Raw genomic sequence first — 18,563 nt, forward strand, 5'->3', positions numbered from 1 at the left:
CATGCCAGCAACGACGGTCGTCCTCTTCGGTGCCACCGGTGACCTCGCCAAGCGCAAGCTCCTCCCGGGGGTGCTGCACCTGCACGAGACCCAGCTGATCGAGGGGCTGCGCGTCGTGGCCACCTCGCTCGACGAGCTGACCCGAGACGAGTTCCTCGAGCTCGTCTTCACCTCGATCCGGGAGCACAGCAGCCACGACGTGAGTGACAACGACCTGCGCGACTTCGCCGAACGCATCCACTGGGTGCCGGGAAGCCTTGGGCCGGAAGGGATTCGCAAGGCGGTCGACGAGTCCGAGGAGATCATCGGGGCGGACGCGTGGCGGCTGCACTACCTGTCGGTGCCCCCCAAGGCCGCCCTCGCCGTCGTCGACCAGCTCGCCCAGGCCGGGCTCGTCGAGCGCAGCCGGATCATCATGGAGAAGCCGTTCGGCGTCGACCTCGTGACCGCGAAGGCTCTCAACGCCCACCTGCACGAGGTCTTCGACGAGGACCAGATCTTCCGGATCGACCACTTCCTCGGCAAGGAGGCGGCGCAGAACATCCTCGCCTTCCGCTTCGCCAACGGCCTCTTCGAGCCGATCTGGCACCGCAACCACATCGACCACATCCAGATCGACGTGCCGGAGACGCTGGGTCTGTCGCAGCGCGCGGACTTCTACGAGAGCACCGGTGCCTACCGCGACATGGTCGTGACCCACCTGTTCCAGGTGCTCGCATTCACCGCGATGGAGCCGCCGACCGCGCTCGAGCCGCACGCGATCAGTGAGGAGAAGAACAAGGTCTTCCGCTCCATGTCGCCGATCGACCCGCACGACGTCGTGCGCGGCCAGTACGTCGGGTATCGCAACGAGCCGGGTGTGCGCGTCGACAGCCAGACCGAGACCTTCGTGGCGCTCAAGTGCTACGTCGACAACTGGCGCTGGGCGGGCGTGCCGTTCTACCTGCGCACCGGCAAGCGCCTGGCCGAGGGCGCCCGGATCATCTCCATCGCGTTCAAGGAGCCGCCGCGCTCGATGTTCCCGCCCGGCTCCGGCGTCGGCGACAACGGCCCGGACCACCTGACCTTCGACCTCGCCGACAAGTCGCGGATGTCGCTGTCGTTCTACGGCAAGCGCCCCGGCCCGGGCATGAAGCTCGACAAGCTCTCGATGCAGTTCTCCGTGCAGGAGACCGACTGGGCGGGGTCCGTGCTCGAGGCGTACGAGCGCCTCATCTACGACGCGGCCCGCGGCGACCGGACCCTGTTCACCTCCGCCGACGGCATCGAGCGCCTGTGGGCGATCAGCCAGCCGCTGCTCGAGAACCCGCCCCTCGTGCGACCGTACGAGCCCGGCACGTGGGGCCCGAACCAGATCCACCAGCTCGTGGCGCCGTGGACCTGGCGCCTGCCGTTCGAGCGGCGCTGGCGCGACCCGAACGTCAGCGGCTCCTGAGCGGGTCGCGGGTGAAACCCTTGTAGCGCGTGCCCTGGTGGATGAGGTGGCCCCGGTCGCCCTCGGCAAGCTGGCCGAACTCCGCGCCGTTGACCTGCAGCTCCCGCCGGTCGCCCGATGGCTCCTCGAACGTGACGTGGTACGACGTCGTGGTCGCGTGGTCGCCATGCCGGTCGAGGTCCTGGCGACGTGACACGACCATCGCGTCGACACTGCGCAGCGGCGCCTCGTTGTTGGCACGCCACTGGCTCAGACCCTTGACGACCGCCATCCCGAACACGGTGACGGCGCCCGTCGCGATGACGGCGAAGAAGAAGTAGAACGCTCCGGACGGTCCCGGAAACCCGCTGTCGAACGGCATACGAACCCCTGCTGTGCTCACGGGCCCCGACGCCCGGCCAACCACATGGTGACCTGCGCAGTGTGCCACCGCGAGCGGCGCAGCGTGCCGATTATTCGCCCGGGTACTGCACCCCGATCTGGCGGCGGACCTCGTCCATCGTCTCCATGACACGCAGCGTCGTCGCCTTGGGCATGACCTGCGACTCGGTTTCGCCGGCGACGAGGCACCGCGCGAACTCTGCAGCTTCGTAGGAGAACCCACGCACGTCGTCGGGCAGTCCGCCGGGCCGCTCGTCGAGCACGTCGTTGGTGCGGCTGACGAGGCGGATCGTCGAACGGGCGCTGTAGAAGGAGCTGCTCAGCTCGAGCCGGGCCTCGGTGCCGGCGACCACGGCAGTGCACGGCGTGACCCCAGCCATCGTGCACGAGAGCAGACCCTGGGCGCCGCTCTCGCCGGTGACGGTCACAGAGGTGGTCGCGTCGACACCCAGGTCGGTCAGGGTGCCGTGGGCGGAGACGGAGACCGGGGCGCCGAGCACGAGGTCGGCGAACGAGACCGGGTAGACACCGAGGTCGAGCAGCGCGCCTCCGGCGAGCTCGGGATCGGCCAGGCGCGCCGGGCCGCCGGGATGCAGCCGCTGGCCGTGGTCGGCGAAGAGCGCCACGACGTCCCCGATCAGGCCGGACTCGACGACGTGCCGCACGACGTCGTACTGCGGCATGAAGCGGCTCCACATGGCCTCGACGACGAGCAGACCGCGCTCCTGCGCGGCCCAGAACACCTCGCGCGTCTCGTCGGCGCTGCGCGCGAACGCCTTCTCGACAAGCACCGGCTTGCCGGCCTCGATCGCGAGCAGCGCGTGCGCCCGGTGCTCGGAGTGGGGCGAGGCGACATAGACCGCGTCGACGTCGGGGTCCGCGACGAGGTCCTCGTAGCTGCCATAGGCGCGGCCGATCCCGAACTCGTCGGCGAAGTCCTGCGCCCGCTCCCGGCTCCGCGACCCGACGGCCACGACCTGCGACGCGGTGCCCACGGCGACGGCGTCGGCGAACGTGTGCGCGATACCGCCCGGAGCGAGGATGCCCCACCGGATCGGCGGCGCCGCGTGCGGGTCGGGCGTGCGTGCCTCGGGCAGCCGCAGCTGCACGTCGATGGGCAGTGTCATGCGTTCACATCCCAGAGATGGTGCTGGACGTCGTGCAGGAAGTAGAGCGCGAGGGTGGCCGCGGTGAACTCGGAGCCGTTGCTGCGCAACGCCGGCCACTGCCACTGGTCGCCGCTCGGGCGTTCGTATGCCGTCGCCGCAGCCTCGAACGCCTCCGCCAGCTCACGCGTCACGACCTCCGGGTCGGCGCGCCAGTACTGCCTCTCGTTCGCCGTCTCGTCCTGGTCCCAGTTGGCGAACTGTACGACAGCGCCGCCACCGGCCAGGATCTGCTCGATCCGCCCCCGCATCACGTCGCAGACGTCCTGCACGTGGCAGGTGTACTCCAGCGGCGACCACACGCCGGGCGCCGGCCGGGCGTTCACGTCGTCGCGGACGAGCACAGCGGCATACCGTGCGGCCGCCTCACGCAGGCGGGCCGGGACGTCCTCGGGGCGCAGCGCCTCGGCGTCGAAGCCGCAGTCCGGACACGCGCGCGACAGCACCCAGGTCCAGTCGGAGTCGTCCGGGCTGGCGGGCCCCGGGTCGGTGATCGGCCCTGTGGTCGGCGCGGTCGGCTCGGTCATGCGCCACAGCCTAGGCCCCGACGGCCCGGCGATTCCGGGCGCCCACGCACGTGACGATAACGTTCTCAGGTGCTCAAGGACTACCTGCCGTGGATCATCGCCGGCGCTGTGGTGCTCGCGCTGGTCATCGGCGGCGTCGTGCTCAACCGTGTCTCGCCGGCGACGACGGCGACCTTCCGCCGCCGCAGCCGCCCTCGCCCGCCCCGGGGGCACTTCCGCAGCGGGGACATTCCGGACGTCCAGCTGAAGCGCGCGGCGGTCGTGGTCAACCCGACGAAGTTCGCCGACCTGCCCAACCTGCGCGAGCGGATCACCGCCACCTGCCACGCGAGCGGGTGGGGCGACCCGATGTTCTACGAGACGACAGCGGACGACCCCGGTGCCGGCCAGGCGGCGCAGGCGCTGCGCGACGGGGCCGACATCGTCTGCAGCCTCGGGGGCGACGGAACCGTGCGCAATGTCGCCCGGGCGCTGATCGGCACCGAGACTCCGCTCGGGATCCTCGCGGCGGGCACCGGCAACCTGCTCGCTCGCAACCTCGACCTGCCGGTCGCGCTCGACCTTGCGGTCACCGTCGCCCTCACCGGGCGCAACCGGCGCATCGACGTGGGCGAGATCGTCATCTCGAGCGGGCCGACGGACCCGGCACCCGTGCAGGACGAAACCCTCGACGAGGCAGAGCCGTTCACCACCCACCCGTTCCTCGTCATGAGCGGGCTGGGGATGGACGCCGAGATCATGGCCGGCACCAACGAGAACCTCAAGAACAAGGTGGGCTGGCCGGCATACATGGTGTCGGGGCTCAAGCACCTCGTCTCGCCCGAGTTCCGGATCTCGGTGAAGGTGGACGACGAGCTGGAGTTCCGGCGCCGCGCGCGCATGGTCGTCATCGGCAACGTCGGGCGCCTGCTCGGCGGCCTCGTCCTCATGCCCAACGCGCGTGTCGACGACGCCCAGCTGGACGCCGTCATCGCGTCGCCGCGAGGCGTCGTCGGGTGGGTGCCGGTCGCGACCCGCGTCGTGACGCGCAGCCGCAAGGGTCACCCGACCCTGGACCACAAGGTGTGCAAGGAGATTCGCGTCCGCACCGATCGCCCGGTGCCCGTCCAGATCGACGGCGACGTCATCGGCGAGGCGACGGAGATCACGGCGACGGTGAGACCGGCCGCCCTGACGGTCCGCGTCAGCCAGGTCTGAGTCCCCGCACGCGAAGAGCACTGAAGCCACCGGATCGGCGGCCTCAGCTGCTCTCCGCCAGGCTCCGCATCGTCCAGAGCTCGGTGCGCATCCGCCGGGGCTGCCGCAGGGCGTAGAGGACCGCCCCGCCGATGTCCGTGGGTTCCATGAACGGACCATCGGCGGGGTCGGCATCGCCGAACCGCCCGTCGGCCGCGGCGAAGGCCGTGTTGACGCCGGCCGGCGCGATGACGGTGGTTCGAATCCCTTCGGAGCGCAGCTCGCGGTCGAGCGCGTAGCCCAGGTTGACCTGCGCGCCTTTCGTGGCGGCATACACCGCTTCCTTGCCGCCCCCGATGAGCAGTCCGGCCACGGACCCGATGATGACGATGTCGCCACCGTCACCCTGGGCCCGGAACTGCCTGACCGCTGCCCGGGCCAGCCAGACCGTGCCCTTGACGTTGACGTCGACCATGAGCTCGACCTGCCCGGCGGAGTAGTCGAGCAGGCCGCCGTAGAAGCCGACTGCGGCATTCGCGACGACGCTGTCGACCCGCCCGAAGGCCTCGACCCCCCGCGCGACGAGCGCGTCACTGGTCGCCTCGGCACGGACGTCGCCGACGACGGCACGGACCCGGTCGCCGCCCGCCGCCAGCAGCGGCTCGAGGGCATCTCCCCTGACGTCCCCGGCGACGACCCGGGCACCCGCTTCGAGCAGCGCGTGGACCGTCGCGCCACCGATGCCTCCTCCGGCACCGGTGACGACGACGACCGTGCCGTCGAGGCTTCGCGGGTGCAGACTCCTCACTTCACCGCGCCCATCGACAGGCCGCGGACGAGCTGCTTCTGGGCGATCCAGCCGGCGAGGATGACCGGCAGCACCGCGATCGTCGACGCGGCGCAGAGCACCGCGAGGAACTGGCCGCGCCCGCTGACGAAGCTGCCGAGGAACGGCGGGGTCGTGCGTGCCGCGGAGCTCGTGAGCAACAGGGCGAGGAAGTACTCGTTCCACGCAAAGATGAAGCTGATGAGCGCCGCCGCGGCGATCCCGGGCAGGACGAGCGGCAGGACGATCCGCACGATCTCGCGGTAGAGCCCGGCGCCGTCGACCCTGGCCGCCTCGATGATCTCGTAGGGGACCTCGAGGAAGAACGACCGCATCATCCACACGGTCACCGGCAGGTTCATCGCGCCGTAGACGATGGCGAGTGCGTAGATGTTGTCGAGCATCCCGATGTTCTTGAGGATCAGGAACAGCGGGAGCACGACGGCAGCCAGCGGCATGAACCGGGTCGAGATGAAGAAGGTCAGCGACGACTCGACCTTCTTGACCCGCCGGATGCTCAGCGCGTACGCGGCCGGGATCGCGAGGCCGACCGCGATGATCGTGGCGACGACGGACGCGGTGAGGGAGTTCTGCAGGTAGGCGCCCATCCCGCGGTCCATCGCGGTCTGGAAGCCCTCGGTCGTGGGCGTGAAGAAGACCGTGGGGTTGACCGACGACGCGACCGACTCCGGCTTGAAGCCGTTGATGAACATCCAGAAGACCGGGAAGAAGAAGATGAGCACGAGGGCCCAGGTGAGGATGTTGAGAGCGGTGTTCCTGAGTGCCGGGTTTCTGACTGCGGAGTTCATCGACTTCCTCCTGCCATGAAGACCTTGAACAGGGTTCGAAGGGCGATCGTCGCCACGATGATCGTGAGGATGACGGTGACGACGCCGTATGCCGCCGCCTGCCCGACGTCGAGGCCGATGAAGGCCCGCTCGTAGAGCAGGTAGGCCAGGGTCTTGGTGCCACCGGTGCCCTTGGTGAGGATCGCGATGGGGTCGAAGACCTGCAGGAGGATGACCGACCCGAGCAGCACACCGATCTCGATGTACATCCGCAGGTGCGGAAGCGTGATCCACGTGAAGGTCCGCCACGTTCCTGCGCCGTCGACCTGCGCGGCCTCGAGCGTCTCCTTGGACTGGCCCGAGAGGCCGGCCAGCAGGATCAGCATCATGAACGGGGTGAACTGCCAGGTCAGCACGATGACGACCGCGGCCATCGGGTAGTCCGTGATCCAGGACACCTCGCCCAGCCCGAGCGTCCGCAGCAGCCAGTTGATCATCCCGATGTTCGTGTCGAACATCGAGTACTTCCAGATCAGTGACGCGGCGACCGGCATGACCAGGAACGGGGTGATCATCAGCGTGCGCGCGATGGGCCGACCCGGCAGCTTCCGGTCCAGCAGGATGGCGAACAGGAGCCCGAAGAGCAGGGAGAGCACGACGGAGAACCCGGTGATGAGCACTGTCGCGCGCACGGACGACCACAGCTCACCGGAGGTCAGGGCTGCCTTGTAGTTGTCGAGACCGCTGAACCCGCGGTCGTTGGGGTACAGCAGGTTGTACTTCATGAACGAGAAGGCGACCGTCACGAGGAACGGGATCTGCGTGAGCAGGACGAGGAAGATGACGGCCGGCAGCAGCAGGCCCCGGTTGGTCATCAGCTCCTTGCGCTGCAGTCGGCGCCGGTCCGTCGCGGTGCGCGCCTCGACGTCGTCGAGGTCGGTGGACGGGGTCGGGTTGATGGTCGTGGTCATGTCGACACTCCCTTGTGCGACCGGATGGGAGAACGGGGTGCGGATGCCGGGCCCGCCGAGGATGGCTTCTGCCCGAGGGCGAGCCCGGCATGCACGTCAGGAGGTGAGGATCACTTGTGCTTTTCGCCTGCCGCCTGGGCGTCGGACTGACACTTGCTCAGCGTGTCGTCGACGGACGAGCGGTTCGCCAGGTAGTCCGCGACGTACTGCGCGCACTTGTTGCCGACGTCCTGGAACTCGGGGATCGAGACGTACTGGATGCCGACCCAGGGCTGCGGGTTCACGCCCGGCTGCTTCGGGTTGACCGCGCTCATGACCTCGAGCGTGATCGGGGCGTAGGCCTTCGCTGCCTCCTTGTACTCCGGGATGGAGTACGTCGAGGTACGCGAGCCCGGCGGCACGTTCGACCAGCCGATCTTCTGACCGACCAGCTTGATGTAGTCCTTGCTCGTGGCCCACTTGACGAAGTCGAGCGCCGCGGCCTTGTTCTTCGTCGTGGCGGGGATGGCGAGGTTCCAGCTCCACAGCCAGCCGGACTCCTTGGTCTTGTCCACCGGCATGTGCGCGTAGCCCATCTTGCCCTTGACCGGCGAGTCGCTGGCCTCGAGCAACGACGCGGCGACCGACGCATCGGCCCACATCGCGGCCTTGCCCTCCTTGAGCGCGGTCAGGCACTCGTTGAAGCTGTAGGACACGGGGTCCTTCTCGCCGGAGTCGTCGAGCAGCTGCTTGTAGAAGGTGAGGGCCTGCTTCCACTCCGGCGTGTTCACGGTGGCGTTCCACTTGCTGTCGTACCAGTTGCCCCCGAAGGTCTGCACGACGGTGGTCAGCGGCGCGAAGAGGTCACCCCAGCCGGGCTTGCCGCGCATGCAGATGCCGGCCATGTCGGGCGTGTTGACCTTCTTCGCGGCGTCCGCGACCTGCTGCCAGGTCGGGTTCGTCGGGATCGTGACGCCCGCCTTGTCGAGAACCTCCTTGTTGTACATGAGGATCGAGGACTCGCCGTAGAACGGGACCGCGAAGAGCTTGCCCTGGTAGGTGTTGACGTCACGGACGGGCGGGAGGATGTCGTTGAGGTCGTAGGAGGAGTCCGACTGCAGGTCCGACGTGAGGTCGACGAGCCACCCGTTGGCGCCCCACTGCGGCGTCTCGTAGGCGCCGATCGTGACGATGTCGTACTGGCCGGCACCGCTCGCGACGTCGGCGGTGACCGCGGCGCGCAGGTCGCCCTCCTCCATGACCTGGAAGTTGACCTTGGTGCCGGGGTGGGACGACTCGTACTCGGTCTTGAGCTTCTCCATGTCCTTCATCTGGCCGTTGTTCACGGTGGCCAGGGTCAAGGTGACGTTGCCGCCGGCAGCTCCCGTGCCGCCGCCCGACGAGACAGCCCCCGACGAGCACGCACTGAGCGCCGCCGCGAACGCCATCGCGCCCGCCCCGAGGCTCACCATGCGCTTGTTCCCTCGCATACCTAACTCCTTTGGTAGGGACTTCATCGAGACACCGGCGCGGCCGACCTGACGGGACGGCTGTCCAGGCCCTGGAGGCCCGTCACGCACGGACGTCGCTGCGTCGGTCCGCACCGGAATGCTGGAAACCTAGGCAGACCCCCAGTGACCGACAAGCACCATCGGGCGCGCAGTTTCGGTACTATTTTTCGCACCCCCGATCGGCCCGGTGGTCTCCGTCTGAGAGGCACCACCTGCGACCAAGCGCCCAGAAGGCGACCAGCAGCCCAGTTCCAAGCAGGGAGGGATGACGATTTCGTACCAGCCCAGCACCGGTGTCGCGGTCGATCCGGCCAAGCCTGACCCGACAGATCCCCGGGAGCTGCTCTTCCACATCCCGCGGTCGCCGACGCTGCGTCGCGAGGTGATCCCACCGCACCCGCAGCAGTCGATCCGGGTGCTGACCCACGACTTCCCGAGCGAGATCTGTGGCTGGGGATCGCACCCCGAGTACGAGATCCACCTGATCACCAAGACCCACGGGAGCTTCATCGCCGGCGACCACATCGGCACGTTCGGCCCGGGTCAGGTCAGCATCATGGGCCCGAACCTCCCCCACGACTGGGTCAGCGACCTCCCGGCCGGCCAGGTCGCCGTCGACCGCGACGCGGTGATCCAGTTCACGGACGAGTGGATCCACAAGTGCATGGCCGACATCCCCGAGCTCGGCGAGGTCACCGAGATGCTCCAGAGGTCGAGCCGCGGGCTCGTCTTCACGGGAGCCACCGCCTGGCGCGCCGCCGAGACGATCCTCGCCGTCGTGCAGAGCACCGGCGTCGAGCAGATGGGCCACCTGTTCAGGGTGCTGGCGCTGTTCGCCAAGGCGCCGCCAGACGAGTTCGAGGTGCTCGCCAGCGAGTGGATGGGCCGCCCGACCGGCGTCGGGTCACAGCAGGCGGTCGAGGCCGGACTCAGCTACATCTTCGAGAACCTCACGGGCGACATCCGGCTGTCGACTGCTGCGCACCTCGCGTACATGTCCGAGCCGACGTTCTCGAAGTACTTCAAGGCGGCGACCGGCATGACCTTCAGCAGCATGGTCAAGAAGCTCCGGATCGCCCACGCCCGCAGGCTTCTCGACACGACCGACCATGCTGTCGCCCAGGTCGCCGTGATGAGCGGCTACCACAACATGGCCAACTTCAACCGCCAGTTCCTCGCCGAGGTGGGCACGACGCCCACGTTCTACCGCCGGCTCGAGAACACCCAGAAGCCCCCGCCCGAGCTGTTCAGCCTCGGCCGGCACGCCCATCAGGACTGACGCTGCAGGCTGCGACCGCGTATGCCGTCAGCGGCCGAGCAGGGCGTCCAGAGTCCCGTGCACGCCGCGCTCGGCCAGCCAGTCACGTGTTTCCAGGAATGCCGCGCGGAACTGGCTGTCGTCGGCGAGATCGCCCCAGAGAGAGCGCAGTTCGATGAACGCGGCCGGGTCGTCGTCGAGGGCGGACGCGGCGAGCGTGGCGGAGTAGACGTCCTCCGGGACCTCCCGCCCCGAGATCTCACCCCGCCCGATGAGCGCCCAGTACTCCGCCCACGCGGCACACATCGCGGCGCCCAGCGTGACCGGCCTGCCCGCTGCGAGGTTCGCTCGCACCGCGGGGAGCGTGAACGTCGCCATCCGGTTCGATCCGTCGGTCGCGAGTCGGACGAGCGTGTCCTTGACACCCGGGTTGGCGAACCGCTCGAGCAGCGTGGCGATGTAGGTGTCGAGGTCGATGCCAGGCAGGTCACCCAGCGTCGGGGCGGCCTCCTTCGCCATGTAGCGCTCGAGGTACTCCCGGATGCGGTCGTCGCGCATGGCTTCGTCGACGAGGACGTATCCCAGGGGCGCACCGAAGTAGGCGAGAGCCTGGTGGCTCGCATTGAGCAGGCGCAGCTTCATGAGCTCGTACGGCCGCACATCCTCGACGAACTGGACGCCGACCGTCTCGAGCGCCGGCCGGCCCAGCGGGAAGTGGTCCTCGACGATCCACTGGCTGAACGGCTCGGCCGGTACCGGCCAGCCGTCGTCGAGACCGAACTCGCGGGCCAGGACCGCGCGATCGTCCTCCGTCGTCGCCGGGGTGATCCGGTCGACCATGCAGTTCGGGAACCTGACCTCCGACCGGATCCAGTCAGCGAGTCCGTCGTCGACGAGCCTCGCGAGCTCGGAGACCGACTGTCGGGCGACGTCGCCGTTGCCCTGGAGGTTGTCGCACGACAGGACGGTGAACGGCGGGAGGTTCGCCGCTCGCCGCCGCCGCAGGCCCTCGACGATGTACGCGAACACCGTGCGCGGGTTGTCGAGGTTCTGGACGTCGTGGACCACTGCCTCGCTGCCGGGGTCGAACTCGCCTGTCGCGGGATTCCTCAGGTATCCGCCCTCGGTGACCGTCAGACTCACGATGCGGACGTCGGGGTCGACGAGCCGGGCGTAGACCGCCTCGGGGTCATCGGGCCCGAAGAGGTACTCGACGACGGAGCCGATGACCCGGGGGGCGAGCGAGCCGTCGGCGTGGCGCTCCACCAGGGTGTAGAGGCAGTCCTGCGCGCGCATGACGTCGCGCATCGTGCCGTCGCGAGGCAGAACACCCACGCCACAGATGCCCCAGTCGAACCCGGACCCATTCCGCATCAGCTGGTCGATGTACATCGCCTCGTGGGAGCGATGGAAGTTGCCGAACCCGAAGTGGACGATGCCCACCGACACCGCCGACCGGTCGTACGACGGGATGGCTGTGCCGAGCTGGGCCAGTGCGGCGGTGTTGAGGCTGGTCACGTTCGTAGGTCCTTTCGCGAGGCGGAACCCAACGGGCATGAAACCAACCACGCGACCTGGTGACGAGACGCCTGAATCCCGGTGAACCGAAAAGTATCGACACTCCACCGAATTGCATGGATCCCGAGAGACGAGTGAGCGCCCCGCCCCTCCAGCACACCGGAAATCCTGTGGCTGGTGGTGCGGGGCGCTCGCTCGACTGCAGAGCTGGCCTGGGACGCGGTCAGCGGGCGCCCAGCGCGTGCTCGACGGCGAGCTGGTTGAGCGCGACGAAGGCGTAGCCCGCCTCGGCGACGCCATCGACGTCGAAGTCCTCGAACGCCGCCGGGTTGCCCAGCAGGTCAGCGAGCGACTCCCCTTCGCCCAGCGTCGGCTGGGACAGCTCGAGGACCCGGCTCGCCTCAAAGGCGGCCTGCACCTCGGGGTCGGCCCGGTAGGCGGCGGCGCGCTCCTTGAGGACGATGTACGTGCTCATGTTCGCGGCGGCCGAGGCCCACACCCCGTCCATGTCCTCGGTGCGCGACGGCTTGTAGTCGAAGTGGCGCGGGCCCTCGTAGCGGGGGCCGCCGCCGACGAAGCCGTTCTCGACCAGGTCGACGGTGAAGAACGCGGACAGCAGGTCGCCGTGGCCGAAGACGAGGTCCTGGTCGTACTTGATCGAGCGCTGGCCGTTGAGGTCGATGTGGAAGAGCTTGCCCGACCACAGCGCCTGGGCGATGCCCGAGGTGTAGTTGAGCCCGGCCATCTGCTCGTGACCGACCTCCGGGTTCAGGCCGACGATGTCGCCGTGCTCGAGCTGCGCGATGAAGCCGAGAGCGTGGCCGACGGTCGGCAGGAGGATGTCGCCGCGGGGCTCGTTCGGCTTGGGCTCCAGGGCGATTCGCAGGTCGTAGCCCTGCTCCTTGATGTAGCCGGCGACCGTGTCGATGCCCTCGCGGTAGCGGTCGAGCGCGGCGTTCTGGTCCTTCGCACCGTCATACTCGGCGCCCTCGCGGCCGCCCCACATGACGAAGGTCTGCGCGCCGAGCTCGGCGGCGAGGTCGACGTTGCGGACGACCTTGCGCAGGCCGTAGCGGCGCACCTCACGGTTGTTCGAGGTGAACGCGCCGTCCTTGAAGATCGGGTGGCTGAACGTGTTGGTCGTGACCATCTCGCAGACGAGGCCGGTCTCGTCGAGCACTTTGCGGAAGTCGGCGATGATGCGGTCGCGCTCGGCGCTCGAGCTGCCGAAGGGGACGAGGTCGTCGTCGTGGAAGGTCACGCCCCAGGCGCCGAGGTCGGCGAGGCGGCGGCAGGACTCCAGCGGGTCCAGGTGCGGCCGCGAGGCGTCGCCGAACTGGTCGCGAGCCTCCCAGCCGACGGTCCAGAGACCGAACGAGAACCGGTCATCAGCGGTGGGGGTGCGAACCATGTGGCTCCTCCTCGAGCAAGTCCTATTTGTTTACCCGTACAACTTATTCCAGCCAACCTCAGGGGTCAAGTGACAGGCAGGGCGAAAACGGCGCACGCACGGGACCGGCCGAGCCCAGGCCAGCGTCCTGCCAGCCGACCCGGGAGGCACGGTTCAGGCGAAGAGGGCTTGGCCCCAGAACTCGCCCGACTTCAGGCCGGGCGGGCAGGCGAAGACCGCCGAGCCCGTGTGCTCGATGTACTCGTTCAGCACGTCCTTGCTGGCCAAGGCCTTCTGCATCGGGACGAACTGACGCTCGGGGTTGCGCATGTAGGCCAGGAAGAACAGCCCGGCGTCGAGATGCCCGACACCGTCGGACCCGTCGATGAAGTTGTAGCCGCGTCGCAGGATGCGTATGCCGCCGAGGTGGCTCGCGTGGGCGAGCCGCATGTGAGCGGCCACCGGGATGGCCGGCTCGCCGCCCGGGCCCTTCCGGGCGAAGTCAGGGGCGTCGAACTCCTTGGCCTGGCCGAGCGGGGCGCCCTCCTTCTTGTCCCGGCCGATGATGTCCTCCTGCTCCTGCAGGGTGGTCCGGTCCCACACCTCGATGTGCATCCGGATCCGGCGCGCGACGAGATACGACCCCCCGGCCATCCAGGCCCCGCCGCCGGTCTCGTCGCTGTCGGCCACCCAGACGTGCTCGGCCAGCCCGTCGGGGTCCTCGGCCTTGAGGTTGTTGGTGCCGTCCTTGAACCCGAACAGGTTTCGGGCCGTCGCCTGCGAGGTAGAGGTCGACGAGGTGCGGCCGAACCCGAGCTGGGACCACCGGACCGCGACGACGCCGGAGCCGAGGCGGATGAGGTTGCGGACGGCGTGCACCGCGACCTGGGGGTCGTTGGCGCACGCCTGGATGCAGAGGTCACCGCCGGACCGGCTGGGGTCGAGCTGGTCTCCACGGAAGGCCGGGAGCTCCGCGAGCGCCGCCGGCTTCTTCGCCGCCAGGCCGAACCGGCGGTCGAAGAGCGATGGCCCGAACCCGACCGTGATGGTCAGCCCGGAGGCCGGCAGACCATACGCCTCCCCGGTGTCCTCCGGCGCGCGGTTCGGGCCACCGCCGACGAGCCCGCCCGGGGCGGCCTCCGCACCAGCGGTCATCCTCTCGGCCGCCCGCGCCCAGGTCTGGAGCATCTCGACGAGCTGGGCCCGATCCTTGGTGACGACGTCGAGCGCAACGAAGTGCAGGCGGTCCTGCGCGGGCGTGATGATGCCGGCCTGGTGCTCGCCATGGAATTCGATGGGCGCGTCGAGGCCGTTCGCGGCAGTCGCCGCGGGCGCCGCCGCGGCGGCGGACTGGACCTCGGAAGCCCGCCCCACGGCATACGCGGCGACGCCTGCGGCAGCGACGGCCCCGGTCGCGCCGAGGACCTGACGGCGGTTGACCGCGCTCACTTGGCCTCCACGACCCCGGGCACCTTGGCCACCTGCTCCGACAGGGCGTCGAGCGACACCGTGAGTGCCTTGATGTCGGCGTCGGTCAGGTTGGTGTAGGTCTTGAAGCGGCCGTCGACCCGATGCGTGGCGAGCAGCGTGTTCAGCTCGCCGAAGCGGGCGTCGAGGCTCTTCTGCAGCGCGGGGTCACGCTCGGTGACGACCGGGCGGAGCGTGTCGAGCGCCGACTGCGAGCCCTGGAGGTTGCCGAAGAAGTCCCAGAGGTCGGTGTGGGAGTACCGCTCCTCCTCGCCCGTGATCTTGCCCGTCGCGACCTCGTCGAGCAGCGCCTTGGCGCCATTGGCGATGGTCAGCGCGGTCGGCTCGACGGTCGTGCTCTTGGCGACGATCTCGTTGACGTCGGCGAGCAGCTGGTCGGCGATGGCGCCCGAGTCCTTCTGCAGGCCAGTGGTCCACAAGTCCTTCTCGAGCCGGTGGTAGCCGGTGAACTTCATGCCCTCGTCGACGACGTCCTCGCGGCCGTCGATCCGCGGGTCGAGGTCACCGAAGCTCTCGGCGACCGGCTCGATCGTCTCCCACGGCAGGCGGGCGGTCGGGTAGAGCTGCTTGGCCTTGGCGATGTCGCCGGCCTTGACCGCCGCGACGAACGCCTCCGTGCCCTCCTTGAGCTCCTTGCCCTCCGCCGCGACGAACGTCTTGTAGTCGGCGATGGCCTTCGCGACCTTCTGGTCGGCGCTGCCGGCGACCGCCGTGCCGGTGACCGTGAAGGCGCCGCGGATGCCGTCGCCGACCATCCCCGGCTTGCACGCGGTCGTGAACATGCCCGGCTCGGTGACCTCGACCTTGAGCTCACGGCTCAGGCCCGGCGTGATGTTCTCCACCTCGCCGACGATGCGGTCGCCCGCGGCATACACGTAGAACTCGTTGACCTTGGACCCGGTGTTCTGGATCTGGAAGGTGACCGTCCCGGCCGTGGCCGAGGTCGCCGAGAGCTGGCAGGCGGTGTCGGTCGCGGTGACCACGATCGGGCCACCGGCCGTGCCGGTCGAGCCGGCGCTCGGGTCGGCCTTGTCGGTGCAGGCGGCCAGGCCCAGGCCGGCCAGCACGGTGAGCGCGAGCGGCGCGGCTGCGCGCAGGGCGGGGCGGGACATGGTGCTCCTACGGAGGTGTTCGGCGATGGGGTCAGGGGTGTTCAAGGGTTTCGGGCGCCCGGGCGTATGCCGGCTGGCGCCGTAACGCGGCTCGCGCGGCTCGCGCGGCCCGTGCCTCAGGCGGCCACCCGGTGCTGCCCGCCCTCGGCGGGCGCGACCGACCGGGGTTTCGGCGGCGTCTTGACGGGCCGCAGGAACAGGGTCAGCACGACGGCGACGTACAGCACCCAGGCGATCGCCTGCAGGAGGGTCGTCGCGGGCGTGAAGTTGAAGATGCCCTTGAGGAGGGTGGCGTACCAGCTGCCCGGGTCGACGGCGCTGCTCACGTCGAACGCGAGGGTGTTGAGGCCGGGGAGGAACTGGGCCTCCTGCAGGTCGTGCAGGCCGTACGCGAGGATGCCCGCCGCGACGAGGACGAGCAGGATGCCGGTGTAGCGGAAGAACCTGCCGAGGTTGATCTGCACGGCGCCGCGGTAGATGAGCCAGCCGAGCAGCACCGCCCCGCCGAGGCCGATGACCCAGCCGACGAGGGGCTGGTTGTTGCCCTGGCCGGCCGCCTCGGTGGTGGCGTAGAAGAAGATCGCCGTCTCGAGGCCTTCGCGTCCCACGCCGAGGAACGCGACGATCGCCACCGCCAGCGGGCCGAGGTCGAGCGCCTTGTCGAGCCGGCCCTTGAGCTCGCCCGAGATGGTGCGTGAGGCCGTGCGCATCCAGAAGACCATGAAGGTGACGAAGACGACGGCCACGATCGAGGCGAGACCACCGATGAGCTCCTGAGCCTCGAACGTCAGCTGCTTCGTGCCGTAGGTGAGCATCGCGCCGATCGCGACGGACAGCGCCACGGCGACTCCGACGCCGGTCCACACCCAGCGCAGCGCCCAGCGGCGGTCCGTCTTGACCAGGAATGCGACGAGGATGACCACGACGAGCGCGGCCTCGAGCCCTTCTCGCAGTCCGATGAGCGCGTTGCTCGCGATCACAGGGGCCTTCTTTCAGGATGTCCACAGGAATTACGCCACGCTGGCGTGACGGAATTCAGGAAAGCACAGGTAAGCCTTGCCTAACAAGCCGGGTCCAGTGCGAGAGTCCCCACATGAGCACACCCCCCGGCTTCTCCGGCTTCCCACCTGCCGCACTCACGTTCTACTCGGGCCTCGAGGCGGACAACTCCAAGGACTACTGGACCGCGCACAAGGCCGACTACGAGCGCGACGTCCGCGAGCCGATGCTCGCGCTGCTCGACGCCCTCGAGGACGAGTTCGGCGAGGCCAAGATGTTCCGGCCCAACCGGGACATCCGGTTCAGCGCCGACAAGTCGCCCTACAAGACCCACCTCGGCGCGTTCGCTGCGGCCAGCCCTGGCACGGGCTACTACGTCGAGATCAGCGCGGCCGGCCTCAAGGCCGGTGGCGGCTTCCACGCCCACACACCCGCGCAGACGACACGGCTGCGGCAGGCCGTCGACGCCGAGTCCACCGGCGCGGAGGTGGAGCGACTGCTGGATGACTTGCGCCGCAAGCATTTCGACGTCCACGGGGAGAAGGTCAAGACCGCGCCGAAGGGGTATGCCGCCGACCACCCGCGCATCGAGACGCTGCGCTACAAGGAGCTGATGATCATCCGCGACTTCGGTGACCCGAAGTGGGTCGGCACCAAGCGCGCTCTGACCGAGGTCCGCGACGCCTGGCGCGCGATCAGGCCCCTCACCGAATGGGTCACCGAGCACGTCGGACCGGCCGAGCCCGGCGAGTCCCGGGCGCGGGGCCGCTGAGAGGCGCCATGGTTGTGGAGGGTTGTCGCCGCCCCAGCGACTTCAGGCCTCCACATTTCAGACAGGAGGTGCCATGCACGTGATCCGTGCGGCGCAGGTGTTCGACGGGGAGCGTTTCATCGGAGCGGCCGACGTCGTGCTCGGGGACGGGGTGGTCGTCGACGTCGTGCCACCAAGAGAGCATGCGTCCGACGTGGCCGTCGAGGACCTCGGTGAGGTGACGGTCCTGCCCGGGCTCGTCGACGCCCACCAGCACCTCAGCTGGGACTGCTCACCCGACCCGGCCGGGTGGCACCGCGACAACGACGACGACGCCCTGCTCGACCGGGCCCGCGCGAACGCGCGACGGGCACTCGCAGCGGGAGTCACGACCGTTCGCGACCTCGGGGGTCGCGGCGCGGTCACGCTCGCTCTCCGTGACGAGCTCGCGCGCCAGGTGTCTGCGGGTCCGGCCCTGCTTGCGGCCGGTCCGGCGCTGACGACCCCCGGCGGTCACTGCTGGTTCCTCGGCGGCGAGTGCGCGGATGCCGACGCCTTGAGCCTCAAGGTGGCCGAGCTCGCCGGCTCCGGGGTCGACGTCGTCAAGGTCATGGCGACGGGAGGCAACGTCACCGCCGGCTCCATGCCGCACGAGTCGCAGTTCGGGCTCGCCGAGCTGCGAGTCGTCGTCGCCGCGGCCCACGACGCAGGCGTGCCCGTCGCCGCGCACGCGCACGGCACCAGCGGTGTGGCGGACGCGGTGGGGGCAGGCGTCGACACCATCGAGCACTGCAGCTTCATGACCGCAGAGGGCATCGGCCAGGACCCGGCGCTCGTCGACCGCCTCGCGAGCTCGGGCATCCCGGTGTCGCTCACGGGCGGCAGCACCCCGGGCGGCATCCTGCCGCCGGCCATCGCGGTGCGGATGCCGGCCCTGATGGAGCACATCAGGAGGCTGCTCGACGCGGGCGTCACCGGCATCCTGTCGACCGACGCCGGGATCGGCCCGGCCAAGCCCCACGACATCCTCGTCCACGCGATCATCCAGTCCGGACAGCTCATCGGCATCCCGATCGAGCAGGCCCTCGTCATGACGACGTCACGCGCGGCGGACACGCTCGGCCTCGGCGACCGGGCCGGCCGGCTCCGGGGCGGACAGCCGGCCGACGTGCTCGTCGTCGCGGGGCGGCTCGACCAGGACCCGGAGGCGCTCCTGCGGCCGGTGCGCGTGCTTCGGGGAGGCGTCGTCGCCGGGTCTGGGTGAACCTGCCGTGGGTCCGGCACTAG

Annotated in this window: 17 protein-coding genes; 5 read left to right on the forward strand and 12 right to left on the reverse strand. The window is 69.4% G+C overall.

All coding sequences use genetic code 11. The features are described 5' to 3' along the window. Position 1 precedes the first annotated feature (1 nt). Positions 2-1,435: a glucose-6-phosphate dehydrogenase gene (gene zwf / locus ACYVLP_RS04365; protein WP_460626112.1), complete on the forward strand. Its 1,434-nt coding sequence runs from the start codon at positions 2-4 to the stop codon at positions 1,433-1,435. Here the strand turns inward: zwf and ACYVLP_RS04370 are convergent. The 3 genes from ACYVLP_RS04370 to ACYVLP_RS04380 all read right to left on the reverse strand — a co-directional run bounded on the left by ACYVLP_RS04370 (position 1,422) and on the right by ACYVLP_RS04380 (position 3,509). Further along, complete coding sequence (locus ACYVLP_RS04370; protein WP_460626113.1) at positions 1,422-1,817, reverse strand: DUF2500 domain-containing protein; 396 nt, start codon at positions 1,815-1,817, stop codon at positions 1,422-1,424. The two genes, zwf and ACYVLP_RS04370, sit on opposite strands and share 14 nt — an antisense overlap. A 70-nt stretch (positions 1,818-1,887) precedes the next feature. Further along, complete coding sequence (locus ACYVLP_RS04375; protein WP_460626114.1) at positions 1,888-2,943, reverse strand: Gfo/Idh/MocA family protein; 1,056 nt, start codon at positions 2,941-2,943, stop codon at positions 1,888-1,890. After that, entirely contained in the window at positions 2,940-3,509 is a 570-nt protein-coding gene (locus ACYVLP_RS04380) for a DinB family protein (protein WP_460626115.1), read from the reverse strand. The genes ACYVLP_RS04375 and ACYVLP_RS04380 overlap by 4 nt, the downstream gene beginning before the upstream one ends. 69 nt (positions 3,510-3,578) lie before the next feature. Between ACYVLP_RS04380 and ACYVLP_RS04385 the strand changes: the two genes are divergently transcribed. Continuing rightward, positions 3,579-4,706: a diacylglycerol/lipid kinase family protein gene (locus ACYVLP_RS04385; RefSeq protein ID WP_460626116.1), complete on the forward strand. Its 1,128-nt coding sequence runs from the start codon at positions 3,579-3,581 to the stop codon at positions 4,704-4,706. 43 nt (positions 4,707-4,749) lie between these two features. Here ACYVLP_RS04385 and ACYVLP_RS04390 read toward each other — a convergent pair whose 3' ends face one another. The 4 genes from ACYVLP_RS04390 to ACYVLP_RS04405 all read right to left on the reverse strand — a co-directional run bounded on the left by ACYVLP_RS04390 (position 4,750) and on the right by ACYVLP_RS04405 (position 8,739). Next, the gene (locus ACYVLP_RS04390) at positions 4,750-5,493 is read right to left on the reverse strand and encodes an SDR family oxidoreductase (RefSeq protein WP_460626117.1); all 744 of its coding nucleotides are present in this window, start codon (positions 5,491-5,493) and stop codon (positions 4,750-4,752) included. Then, positions 5,490-6,320 carry a carbohydrate ABC transporter permease gene (locus ACYVLP_RS04395; RefSeq protein WP_460626118.1) on the reverse strand — a complete coding sequence of 277 codons (831 nt, stop codon included), beginning with the start codon at positions 6,318-6,320 and terminating at the stop codon, positions 5,490-5,492. Before ACYVLP_RS04395 ends, ACYVLP_RS04390 begins: the two co-directional genes overlap by 4 nt. After that, entirely contained in the window at positions 6,317-7,270 is a 954-nt protein-coding gene (locus ACYVLP_RS04400; RefSeq protein ID WP_460626119.1) for a carbohydrate ABC transporter permease, read from the reverse strand. Before ACYVLP_RS04400 ends, ACYVLP_RS04395 begins: the two co-directional genes overlap by 4 nt. A 110-nt stretch (positions 7,271-7,380) precedes the next feature. After that, positions 7,381-8,739 carry an ABC transporter substrate-binding protein gene (locus tag ACYVLP_RS04405; RefSeq protein ID WP_460626120.1) on the reverse strand — a complete coding sequence of 453 codons (1,359 nt, stop codon included), beginning with the start codon at positions 8,737-8,739 and terminating at the stop codon, positions 7,381-7,383. Between the two features lie 286 nt (positions 8,740-9,025). On the opposite strand from ACYVLP_RS04405, the gene ACYVLP_RS04410 reads away from it, so the two are divergent. After that, on the forward strand, positions 9,026-10,039 hold the full coding sequence (locus ACYVLP_RS04410; RefSeq protein ID WP_460626121.1) for a helix-turn-helix domain-containing protein: 1,014 nt from the start codon (positions 9,026-9,028) through the stop codon (positions 10,037-10,039). Positions 10,040-10,066: 27 nt separating this feature from the next. On the opposite strand, the gene ACYVLP_RS04415 is transcribed toward ACYVLP_RS04410, so the two are convergent. The 5 genes from ACYVLP_RS04415 to efeU all read right to left on the reverse strand — a co-directional run bounded on the left by ACYVLP_RS04415 (position 10,067) and on the right by efeU (position 16,506). Next, positions 10,067-11,536: a mannitol dehydrogenase family protein gene (locus tag ACYVLP_RS04415; protein WP_460626122.1), complete on the reverse strand. Its 1,470-nt coding sequence runs from the start codon at positions 11,534-11,536 to the stop codon at positions 10,067-10,069. Between the two features lie 223 nt (positions 11,537-11,759). Beyond that, complete coding sequence (xylA, locus tag ACYVLP_RS04420) at positions 11,760-12,947, reverse strand: xylose isomerase (protein WP_460626123.1); 1,188 nt, start codon at positions 12,945-12,947, stop codon at positions 11,760-11,762. A 153-nt stretch (positions 12,948-13,100) separates the two neighbouring features. Then, entirely contained in the window at positions 13,101-14,375 is a 1,275-nt protein-coding gene (gene efeB, locus ACYVLP_RS04425; protein WP_460626124.1) for an iron uptake transporter deferrochelatase/peroxidase subunit, read from the reverse strand. Continuing rightward, complete coding sequence (efeO, locus tag ACYVLP_RS04430; protein ID WP_460626125.1) at positions 14,372-15,526, reverse strand: iron uptake system protein EfeO; 1,155 nt, start codon at positions 15,524-15,526, stop codon at positions 14,372-14,374. The genes efeB and efeO overlap by 4 nt, the downstream gene beginning before the upstream one ends. Before the next feature lie 116 nt (positions 15,527-15,642). Continuing rightward, positions 15,643-16,506, reverse strand: a complete 864-nt coding sequence (efeU, locus tag ACYVLP_RS04435; protein WP_460626126.1) for an iron uptake transporter permease EfeU — start codon at positions 16,504-16,506, stop codon at positions 15,643-15,645. 113 nt (positions 16,507-16,619) lie between these two features. On the opposite strand from efeU, the gene ACYVLP_RS04440 reads away from it, so the two are divergent. Together ACYVLP_RS04440 and ACYVLP_RS04445 are read left to right on the forward strand one after the other, a co-directional pair. Beyond that, complete coding sequence (locus ACYVLP_RS04440; RefSeq protein ID WP_460626127.1) at positions 16,620-17,297, forward strand: DUF2461 domain-containing protein; 678 nt, start codon at positions 16,620-16,622, stop codon at positions 17,295-17,297. A gap of 73 nt (positions 17,298-17,370) precedes the next feature. After that, positions 17,371-18,540, forward strand: coding sequence for an amidohydrolase family protein (locus ACYVLP_RS04445; RefSeq protein ID WP_460626128.1), 1,170 nt, complete (start codon positions 17,371-17,373; stop codon positions 18,538-18,540). The last annotated feature ends 23 nt before the right edge of the window (positions 18,541-18,563 follow it).

This window comes from Intrasporangium mesophilum (genome assembly GCF_054783095.1).